The 9,451-nt window shown below is 71.2% G+C and carries 11 protein-coding genes and 1 riboswitch; of the genes, 3 read left to right on the top strand and 8 right to left on the bottom strand.

Annotation, left to right across the window (positions count from 1 at the left end; all coding sequences use genetic code 11):
* Positions 1-88: 88 nt before the first annotated feature.
* From ACZ4SA_RS18370 to bioB, 5 genes are all read right to left on the bottom strand, one after another.
* Positions 89-808, bottom strand: a complete 720-nt coding sequence (locus ACZ4SA_RS18370) for a class I SAM-dependent methyltransferase (RefSeq protein WP_468275448.1) — start codon at positions 806-808, stop codon at positions 89-91.
* 59 nt (positions 809-867) lie between these two features.
* A complete protein-coding gene (locus tag ACZ4SA_RS18365) occupies positions 868-1,221 on the bottom strand; it encodes a VOC family protein (RefSeq protein ID WP_468275445.1) in 354 nt (117 codons plus the stop codon).
* A 5-nt stretch (positions 1,222-1,226) separates the two neighbouring features.
* Positions 1,227-1,940, bottom strand: a complete 714-nt coding sequence (gene bioD / locus ACZ4SA_RS18360; RefSeq protein ID WP_468275443.1) for a dethiobiotin synthase — start codon at positions 1,938-1,940, stop codon at positions 1,227-1,229.
* Between the two features lie 89 nt (positions 1,941-2,029).
* Positions 2,030-3,319 carry an adenosylmethionine--8-amino-7-oxononanoate transaminase gene (locus ACZ4SA_RS18355; protein WP_468275441.1) on the bottom strand — a complete coding sequence of 430 codons (1,290 nt, stop codon included), beginning with the start codon at positions 3,317-3,319 and terminating at the stop codon, positions 2,030-2,032.
* Entirely contained in the window at positions 3,312-4,496 is a 1,185-nt protein-coding gene (bioB, locus tag ACZ4SA_RS18350) for a biotin synthase BioB (RefSeq protein ID WP_468275438.1), read from the bottom strand. Before bioB ends, ACZ4SA_RS18355 begins: the two co-directional genes overlap by 8 nt.
* A 145-nt stretch (positions 4,497-4,641) precedes the next feature.
* On the opposite strand from bioB, the gene ACZ4SA_RS18345 reads away from it, so the two are divergent.
* Both ACZ4SA_RS18345 and ACZ4SA_RS18340 read left to right on the top strand, forming a co-directional pair.
* On the top strand, positions 4,642-5,787 hold the full coding sequence (locus ACZ4SA_RS18345) for an 8-amino-7-oxononanoate synthase (RefSeq protein WP_468275435.1): 1,146 nt from the start codon (positions 4,642-4,644) through the stop codon (positions 5,785-5,787).
* 219 nt (positions 5,788-6,006) lie between these two features.
* Positions 6,007-6,438: an ATP-binding protein gene (locus tag ACZ4SA_RS18340; RefSeq protein ID WP_468275432.1), complete on the top strand. Its 432-nt coding sequence runs from the start codon at positions 6,007-6,009 to the stop codon at positions 6,436-6,438.
* Between the two features lie 178 nt (positions 6,439-6,616).
* Here ACZ4SA_RS18340 and ACZ4SA_RS18335 read toward each other — a convergent pair whose 3' ends face one another.
* From ACZ4SA_RS18335 to ACZ4SA_RS18325, 3 genes are all read right to left on the bottom strand, one after another.
* Complete coding sequence (locus tag ACZ4SA_RS18335) at positions 6,617-7,093, bottom strand: C40 family peptidase (protein ID WP_468275429.1); 477 nt, start codon at positions 7,091-7,093, stop codon at positions 6,617-6,619.
* A 3-nt stretch (positions 7,094-7,096) separates the two neighbouring features.
* Positions 7,097-7,252: riboswitch (cyclic di-AMP (ydaO/yuaA leader) on the bottom strand.
* 345 nt (positions 7,253-7,597) lie between these two features.
* Entirely contained in the window at positions 7,598-7,906 is a 309-nt protein-coding gene (locus ACZ4SA_RS18330) for a hypothetical protein (protein WP_468275426.1), read from the bottom strand.
* Positions 7,907-7,913: 7 nt separating this feature from the next.
* Entirely contained in the window at positions 7,914-8,555 is a 642-nt protein-coding gene (locus tag ACZ4SA_RS18325; RefSeq protein ID WP_468275423.1) for an ATP-dependent Clp protease proteolytic subunit, read from the bottom strand.
* A gap of 79 nt (positions 8,556-8,634) precedes the next feature.
* Between ACZ4SA_RS18325 and ACZ4SA_RS18320 the strand changes: the two genes are divergently transcribed.
* Positions 8,635-8,916: a type II toxin-antitoxin system Phd/YefM family antitoxin gene (locus ACZ4SA_RS18320; RefSeq protein WP_468275420.1), complete on the top strand. Its 282-nt coding sequence runs from the start codon at positions 8,635-8,637 to the stop codon at positions 8,914-8,916.
* Positions 8,917-9,451: the final 535 nt, after the last annotated feature.

Raw genomic sequence — 9,451 nt, 5'->3', positions numbered from 1 at the left:
TCGTACTGGACGTACCTGGATGACTCCGACAACGCAGCGAGTGTGCGTGCCAGGCGTCGTGGGCCAGGCGGGACTTTCGAAACACGCCCTAGAAGGGCCGGCCCTGACCGGCCCCGCCCTCATCTGCGTCCTGACCCGCGTCCTGCGGACGTCGGGCGACCCCCAGGACGCAGGGTGACGTCGGCAGCTGGAGCCCGCCCTCCGGCAGACGGAACCGCCGGTACCCTCCCAGCTCGAAGCCGGCTGCCTCGATGGCGGCGACCGTGTCCCGTGCGGTGTGACAGCCACCGAAGAGCCGCGGCCACACCGTGCGGTCCAACGCCCGCTGGGTGCGCGCCAGCCCGCGCCCCTCGGCCAGTTGATGCTCGAAGAACCGCAGCTCGCCACCGGGCCGCAGTACCCGCCTGATCTCCGAGAGCGCCCGCGGCAGATCCCGTACGGTGCACAGCACCAGCGATGCCACCGCCGCGTCGAAGCCTTCGCTCTTGACCGGCAGCGCCTCGGCCGCACCTGGCACCACGTCCACCGGAACGTCGGCGTGCAGCGCCGCCTCGACGGCCAACTTCCGCAAAGTGCGCTCCGGTTCGAGCGCTACCACCTCGGAGACGGCCCTCGGATAGTGGGCGAAGTTCAGGCCGTTGCCCGCGCCGATCTCGATCACGCGGCCGGACAGTCCGTCCAGCAGCTCGGCGCGGTAGGCGGCGATCCCGCCCTTGAGCTCCGCCGTCACGCTCAGCTTCGCGTAGAAACGGGCGAAGACCGGATGGTGGACGGCGTCCCGTGGCACCTTCGTGCGGCGGTGGGGCATCGGGGCCTCCCTGAGAAGGACGGGCCGGTCACCGACATTCTCCCCCCGCGCGCGGCGGATCAGCCGTCCGAACCCGCCACGAAGCAGAATTCGTTGCCCTCCGGGTCGCGCAGCACCTGGAAGCGGCCGTATGCGTCGGGGACGATCCCCCCGACGCGCACCGCGCCCAGCCGCACGGCCTCGTCCGCTGCCGCTTCGACATCGCCCGCGTCCAGGTCCAGATGCAGCCGGTTCTTGACCGCCTTGTCCTCCGGCACGCGCTGGAAGGCGATACGCACGAAGTCCGGCGGATCGATGTACGACCAGTCGTCGGAGCGGTCCACCGGATCGCCGCCGAGGAGCGAGGCCCAGAAACGCACCAGCAGGGCGGGGTCGTGGCAGTCGAAGACGATCTCGTCGATCCGTGCGCGCATGGGCGTCAGCGTACGGCGGCGGCGAACTCCCCCGCATCCCACCGGCCCCCGAGGCGTGGCGCCAGCCACCCCTCCGCCCGCGCCCTGAACTCCGCGGGCACGAGCGCCCCGGCGCCCCCCGGAACGGCACCCAGCAGCGGCGCGCCCGCAGCGTGCGGGAGGTCCGCCAGATTGCAGCGCGCCGCCAGATCCGGCTCGGCGGGCCAGCTCCCCACCACCACGCCCAGCTGCTCCAGGCCCCGGGCGCGCAGCGCCTCGGCTGTCAGGGCCGTCATGTTCAGGGTGCCGAGACCGGCCGGGGCGACCACGAGCACGGGCGCGCCCAGCTCTGCGGCCACGTCCGCGAGCGTGGCGCCCTCGTCGTCGAGCTGTACGAGCAGCCCGCCGGCGCCCTCGACCAGCACCAGGTCGTGCTCGGCCGCCAGCTTCCCGGTCGCCTCCGCGACCTGCCCCGGCCGCACCGGGGCGAGCCCGGCCCGCCGGGCGGCGGTCGCGGGCGCCAACGGCTCGGGGAAACGCCCCAGTTCGACGGCCGTCAGCTGCCCGGCGAGCCGCCGCACCACGGCGACGTCACCGTCCTCGCCCGGCGCGACCCCGGTCTGCGCGGGCTTCACGACGGCGACGGAACGCCCCTGCGCCACGGCGACGGCCGCGACGGCAGCGGTGACGACGGTCTTGCCGATCTCGGTGCCGGTGCCGGTGACGACGATCACTGCCATGTGCTTCTGTGTCCTCTGCTCGTTCCGACTGGGTGCCCCCCGGGGGGACCGTTGCTCTCCCCTGGTCGGCGGGCGCCCCGCGGGGCGCGTCAGCCCGCCGTCGCCGCCGCGCGGACCGCGCCGCAGACGCGGGCGAGGTCGTCGTCGTCCGTCACGTACGGCGGCATCGTGTACACGAGGTCGCGGAACGGGCGCAGCCAGACGCCCTCGCGTATCGCCGCCGACGTCGCCGCGGCCATGTCCACCTCGTGGTCCAGCTGCACGACGCCGATGCCGCCGAGAACCCGTACGTCCTTCACGCCCGGTTGCCCGGCGAGCTCCGCGAGGCCGTCCCGCAGGCCCGCCTCCAGCCGCTTCACCTCCTGCTGCCAGTCCTGGCCGAGCAGCAGGTCGATCGACGCGCACGCGACCGCCGAGGCCAGCGGGTTGCCCATGAACGTCGGGCCGTGCGCCAGCACGGGGACCTCGCCCCGCGAGATGCCATCGGCCACCCGCGGGGTGCACAGCGTCGCCGCCATCGTCAGATAGCCGCCGGTCAGCGCCTTGCCCAGGCACATCACGTCCGGAGCGACGCCGGCCTGCCCGGCCGCGAACAGCGTGCCCGTGCGGCCGAAGCCGGTCGCGATCTCGTCGAAGACGAGAAGCACACCGTGCTCGTCGCACGCCTCGCGCAGTACCCGCAGATACGCCGGGGAGTGGAACCTCATGCCGCCCGCGCCCTGGACCACCGGCTCCACGATCACCGCGGCGAGCTCGTCCGCGTGCCGGGCGATCAGCTCGCGCAGCCCGTCCGCGTACGACGTCTCGTACTCGGCCGGCGGTGCGTCCGCGAAGATCTGCCGCGGCAGCACGCCCTGCCACAGTTCGTGCATGCCGCCCTCCGGGTCGCAGACCGACATGGGCTGCCAGGTGTCGCCGTGGTAGCCGCCGCGCCACGTCAGCAGCCGCTGCTTCGCGGGGCGGCCCACCGAGCGCCAGTACTGCAGGCACATCTTCACCGCGACCTCGACGGACACGGAGCCGGAGTCGCAGAGGAAGACGTGCCGCAGCGGCTCAGGGGTGATATCGACCAGCCGGGTCGCCAGCCGGACGGCGGGCTCATGGGTGAGACCGCCGAACATCACATGGCTCATCCGCCCCAGCTGCGCCGTCGCCGCCTCATTGAGGACCGGGTGGTTGTAGCCGTGCACGGCCGACCACCAGGACGACATGCCGTCGATCAACTCGCGCTGCCCGTGCACCTCTTCCGCGAGCCGAAGGCGCACCCCGGAGGCGGACTCGACGACCAGCGGATCCGTACGGCCCGGCATCGGGCCGTACGGGTGCCAGACGTGAGCACGGTCCAGGACGCGCAGCTCGTCCGGGGAGAAATCAGGCATTGGGCGCGAGATCCGTTCCGGCGCCGCGACGGCGGACGGCAACCAGGTCCGTACGGGCGCCGGGGACTTCGGTCGCCTGCTCGGCCACCGGCTCGGCCGCCTTCGCCGGCCCGTCGTTCGAACAGCCGCCTTCGCCACCGTCCCCGCAGACCGAACCGCAGCCACCGCCCGCGCTCCGGTGCTCGGGCAGCGTCGTCGTGTCCGTGCCCTCCACCTCGAATCCGGCGTCCGCGATCATGTCGAGGTCCGCCTTGCCCGCCTGGCCCTCGCTGGTGAGGTAGTCGCCCAGGAAGATCGAGTTGGCCAGGTGCAGCGCCAGCGGCTGCATCGAACGCAGATGCACCTCGCGCCCGCCGGCCAGCCGCACCTCGGCGTCGGGGCAGACGAACCGCACCATCGCGAGAATGCGCAGACAGCGCTGAGGAGTGAGGTGCCACTCCTTGGCGAGCGGCGTGCCCTCGAACGGGATCAGGAAGTTCACCGGCACCGAGTCGGGGTCCAGCTCGCGCAGCGAGAACACCACGTCCACCAGGTCCTCGTCGGCCTCGCCCATGCCGGCGATCAGCCCGGAGCACGCGGACAGACCCGCCGCGTGCGCCTTGGTCACCGTGTCCACGCGGTCCGCATAGGTGTGCGTGGTCGTGATGTCCCCGTACGTCCCCTCGGACGTGTTCAGGTTGTGGTTGTAAGCGTCGGCGCCCGCGTCGCGCAGCCGCTCGGCCTGACCGTCGGAGAGCAGACCCAGGCAGGCGCACACCTCGACGCCCTCGTTCTCTTCCTTGATCGCCTCGATGGTCTTCGAGACCCGGTCGACGTCGCGGTCCGTCGGACCGCGCCCGCTCGCGACCAGACAGACCCGCTTGGCGCCGCCGGCCACACCGGCCGCCGCGGCCTGCGACGCCTCGTCGGGCTTCAGCCAGGTGTACTTGAGGATCTCCGCCTTCGACCCGAGCCGCTGCGAGCAGTACGAGCAGTCCTCCGGGCACAGGCCCGACTTCAGGTTGACGAGATAGTTGAGCTTCACCCGCCGTCCGAACCACTGGCGGCGCACCTTGCCCGCCGCGGCCACCACTTCGAGCACATCGTCGTCCGAGGTCGCCAGCACGGCGAGAGCTTCTTCACGGGTCGGCAGCTCGCGCCGCAGCCCCTTCTCCACCAGGGTGTTCAGCAGGTCCATGGCGCTGATCCTGACGTACGGCCCATGCCTGGGCCAAGGAGGAACTCCACAACAGCGCCGGATTGAGGTGTGTGCATGGCCACACCCGATCTCTTCGCCCACCCGGTTAGGGTCTGTCCGCTGCCTACAAAAGGACCGGACCACCATGCCTCAGGATCCGTTCGACTGGATCGACGCAGAGTCGCGCCGCCGTGAGCACGCCGGTCTCGTCCGCACGCTCCGGCCCCGCGCCGCGGACAGCGCCCTCCTCGATCTGGCGAGCAACGACTACCTCGGGCTCACCCGCCGCACGGAGGTCACGGAAGGCGCCGCAGAGGCCGCCCGCCGCTGGGGCGCGGGCGCCACCGGCTCCCGGCTGGTCACCGGCAGTACCGAACTCCACGCCGAGCTGGAACACGAACTCGCCGACTTCTGCGGCTTCGAGGCGGCCCTCGTCCTGTCCTCCGGCTACGCGGCCAACCTCGCCGCCGTGACCGCGCTCAGCGGCCGCGACGCCCTCGTCGTCTCCGACGCGGGCAACCACGCCTCCATCGTCGACGGCTGCCGCCTGTCACGGGCGGAGACGGCGATCGTTCCGCACGCCGACGTCGAAGCCGTACGCAAGACCCTGGACGCACACCCAGGCCGCCGCGCCCTCGCCGTCACCGACTCGGTCTTCTCCGTGGACGGCGACGCGGCGCCCCTGCCCGGTCTCGCCGACGCCTGCCGCGAGCACGGCGCGGCACTGATCGTCGACGACGCACATGGTCTCGGCGTTCTCGGCAGCGGGGGCCGCGGGGCACTGGACGCCGCCGGGCTCGCGGGCGCGGCGGGTGTGGTGGCCACGCTCACCCTCTCCAAGTCGCTCGGCAGCCAGGGCGGGGCGGTCCTCGGCCCGGTCCGCGTCATCGACCACCTGGTCAACACCGCGCGTACCTTCATCTTCGACACCGGTCTCGCCCCGGCGGCGGCCGGCGGGGCTCTCGCGAGCGTGCGGCTCCTGCGCCGCGAACCCGGCCTCGCGGAGCGGGCCCGCGGCGTGGCCGCGACGCTGCACCGCCGGCTCACCGACGCAGGGCTGACCGCGGCGCGGCCCGACGCCGCCGTCGTCTCCGTACAGGCCCCGTCGCCGGAGGCGGCCCTGCGGTGGGCATCCGAGTGTCGTGCGGCCGGGCTCGTCGTCGGATGTTTCCGGCCTCCGTCCGTACCGGACGGGATCTCACGGATCAGGCTCACCGCCCGCGCGGATCTCACAGCAGCGCAGATCGACCGGGCGGTCTCCACGATCATCGGTGCCGCGCCCGCCAGTTGAGGACGGCGGCACGTCCCCGGGCCGCCGAAGCGCCCCAAATACGGTCTGCCGTGGCAGAGTTCACTGCTTCGGGCGACAGGTATGTACGTATCTTGGTGGATTGACGCCCCTGGCACACGTTAAGTGGCAGTCTGGCGCGGAAGCGCAATCCGTGGCCGTTCTCGCATTTCATCCGCTACGAGTCGGAGCCCGGCCCGGTGGGAAAGGGACAGCGTCGCCATGGCAGACCACCAAGAAGCATCCGTCACTCTGCCGAGCGATCCGGAGTCGGTCTCCACCGCCCGGAGATATGTCACGGACATCGTGTGCGAATGGGGGCTCGAGCCCGACACCGAGGCCGTGGACACCGTCCGGCTGATTGTGTCCGAACTCGCCACCAACGCCGTGCAGCACACCTTCGGCCAGTCCCCGACCTTCACCGTCGACCTGCGGCTGGAGCGTGACGAGCAGTTGTGCATCGGCGTGACCGACAGCCATCCGCGCTGGCCGCAGCGGCTGCCGGCAGCGGTCCGCCAGGACAACGGTCGCGGAATGGTGATCATCCGTACGCTCACCGCGGAGTGCGGCGGTCGGCTGTCCGTCTCACCCACCCAGGAGGGCGGCAAGACGGTCTGGATCGCGCTGCCGTGGTCCGTGCCCGTGCAGAACTGACCCACTGTGCTCGCCGTCGGCATCGCCGGCGCAGGGCGGCCCGTGTTCGCCCGGCCGGCGCACCGCCCGTCGCCGTCGAAGACGTCACGGGGGGCGCCACCGGGCTCGGGGTCGCCCTGCTGGTCCGGTCCCTGTGACAGGGTGACCGGGGCACGTACGCAGGGGAACTGTCGGGGCGTCAGCGCACGCGGCCGTACTTGACGCTCCTCGTCCAGATCTTGGCGAGCTTGACCACGTCGCCCGTCTTGGGTGAGTGCCAGATCTTGCCGTGGCCGGCGTAGATGCCCACGTGGTACACGAAACCTCCGGAGTGGAAGAACACCAGGTCACCGCGTTGCCGGTTGGCGGCGGAGATATGTCGCGTCCGGTTGTACTGCTGCTGGGCGGTCCGGGGCAGTCTCTTCCCCGCTCTTTTGTACGAGTAGAGCGTGAGCCCGGAGCAGTCGAAGCGGGCCGGGCCCGTGGCGCCGTAGCGGTAGGGCGATCCCTGCTTCGAGGCAGCCACTTTGAGTGCTTTGCTCGCGTGGCTGCTGATCGCTCGCCCCTCTGCGGAGCTGCTGGGGGCCAGGAGTGAGCCGCCGACGGCGGCGATGGTCAGTGCCGACACGGCGCCCGCACGCGAGAAGAGGAGCGGGAGATGAATCTGCGCAGTCATGCGCAACCCTTCGTCAGCCGCCTGTGAAGGATGACCTGTCGGGTTCGGACCGGCGAAGACGCCCGGCCGCCGAAGCGGCTTCACCCCAAGACGTGTCCGGGATCGCCGGTCACGCCGTACTGCTCGGGTCCTCCACTCCTGCCGATGCACTTCCGTCGACCAGTCGTCCGGTGCGGCGGCAGGACTCAGCGTCCGCCCGGACCGCCCCGTCAAGGTGGCGGGGGCTTGTCGTCCCACGGATCGTTACCCACCCATGTCCGATTTCCGAGTTGAAACGGCTTTTGTGAAGCTGATCACGACTGGCCCTTTCGGGTGGACAGGAGTGTGAACACCGTTCTCGCATGACGCGGACGCATGGTCGTACCAGCGGTGAAGCCGTCGATTGGGCCAGATCGGTGATCGCGCCGCGCAAGTCCTGCGACACGCAACAACTTCGTTGAAGCTCCACCGAACGGGGTACGAATGCCGTTACCCCGTTGGCGGTTGACAGCAGCGGAACGACCGTCAACTCGTGGAAACGGGCGGCATGGTCACGCGCCTCGCCCTGCGCTCCCCGTCCAGAACGCGAAGCGCCTCGGCGAGCGTGTGCGTGTACACCTCACTCTCGCCGCGCACATGCATGAGCGTCAGGGCGTCCTTCAGTGCGGCGGCCCGCCCCACCAGGGCTTGAGCCGCGCGCAGTGCGCCGTAGGTGTGGGTGGAGCGGGCGGGGTTGATCCGGCCGACCATGTCGACGACTTCGAGATACGCGTCGACGAATTCGGCCTCGGCGCGGGTCAAAGCAGGCAGCGGCGGCAGTTCCGGCGGCAGCATCGCGCGTTCACTTCGCGCCGGACGGTGTGATAGAGGCAGAGGTCTTGCGGCTCGTGATGACATGGTCGATCAGGCCGTACTCCTTGGCCGCCGTCGCGTCGAAGATTCTGTCCCGCTCCAGGTCGGCGGCGATGCGGTCGGCGTCCTGGCCGGTGTGGCGGACCAGCGTCCCGGCGAGTTGCGCACGCAGCCGCAACAACTCGGCAGCATGAATCTCCAGATCGGAGGGCTGCCCCCGCAACGGCTCCTCGAAGGCAGGCTGCTGGACCACGATCCGCGCGCCGGGCAGCGCCATGCGCTTGCCCGGCGCGCCGGCGGCGAGCAGCGCGGCCGCGGTCGAGGCGGCCTGGCCGAGGCACGTGGTGGCCACGTCGCAGGTGACGACCTGCATCGTGTCGTAGATGGCGGACATGGCGTGGAGGGATCCGCCGGGGGAGTTGATGTACAGGGAAATGTCCTGGTCGGGGGCGGCGTACTCGAGGTGCAGGAACTGGGCGATGGCGTCGTTGGCGGCGGTGTCGTCGACGGCGGTCCCGAGGAAGATGATCCGCTCGCCCAGCAGCTTCGAGTACGGGTCGAGCGTGCGCGTCCCCGACGACGTGCGTTCGGTGAACTCCGGCAGGACGTAGCGGGCGGAAGGACGGTTCATGGCGTACCTCTCCTCGGCTGCGGGTCGTCGCGATGTCCGTAAAAAATGTACAGGACGTACAGACCGTTATGATGGGAGCATGGCCTATGAGATTCCGGTGACGCAAGCCCGCGCAGAGCTCGCCGACCTGATCAACCGCGTTGTCTACGGCGGGGAGCGCGTGGTCGTGACCCGGCACGGGAAGCCGCTCGTCGCGCTGGTCTCCGCGGCTGACCTGGAACGACTCGAGAGCGCGAGCGGGCCGGCCGAGGAACAGGTGATCAGCTCGGTGTCCTCGTTCGGCTCGACGTCTTCCGCTCCCGCCCCGCGCGGCCGCTTCGGCCTCGCGGCGGAACACCACCGCCCCGAAGACCGCACCTGACGCGCCCGGGCGCCCTGCGCCAAGGCGCGACGCCGCGACGGGTCGCGTCGCGCGCGGCTCGAGGCCTCGGACCGGCGTCGGCGCTGCCCGCCCGCGGCAGGTTTGCGCCTCACCGCAGGGATCGGCGGCGGGCGTGGTGAGGGCGCCGACCGGCAGGCTCGGCGCGCCGCCTCCGCCTCCCGTCCCGGCGAGGGCGAGCGGCGGCACGCTCGCCGCGAGGGCGCCGCCGCTCGCGTCGGCGGACGGCAGCGAGCGGCATTCGTCCAGCCGCACCTGGGTGCGGTCACCCGATAGGGCGTGGCGAGCTCCGCCCAGCCCAGCCCAGCCCAGCCCTGCCGCACGACGCAGGCGACGGCGGCCGGGGTCGGGGCCGGCCCTGTGGCGCGCACCCCGGTCGCCACGGCAAGAACCGCATCGATGTCCAGCCGGATCCCAAGATCAGTTAACGCGCCGGAAAAATCTGCGCCCTAACGTTCAACCCCTGGTCGTGAGATACCCGTGAGCCGGTCAACGAAGTGTTGAAGCACGCTACGGT

The organism is Streptomyces sp. NPDC027962 (assembly GCF_055566095.1).
This window is presented reverse-complemented; position numbering and strand designations above follow the sequence as displayed.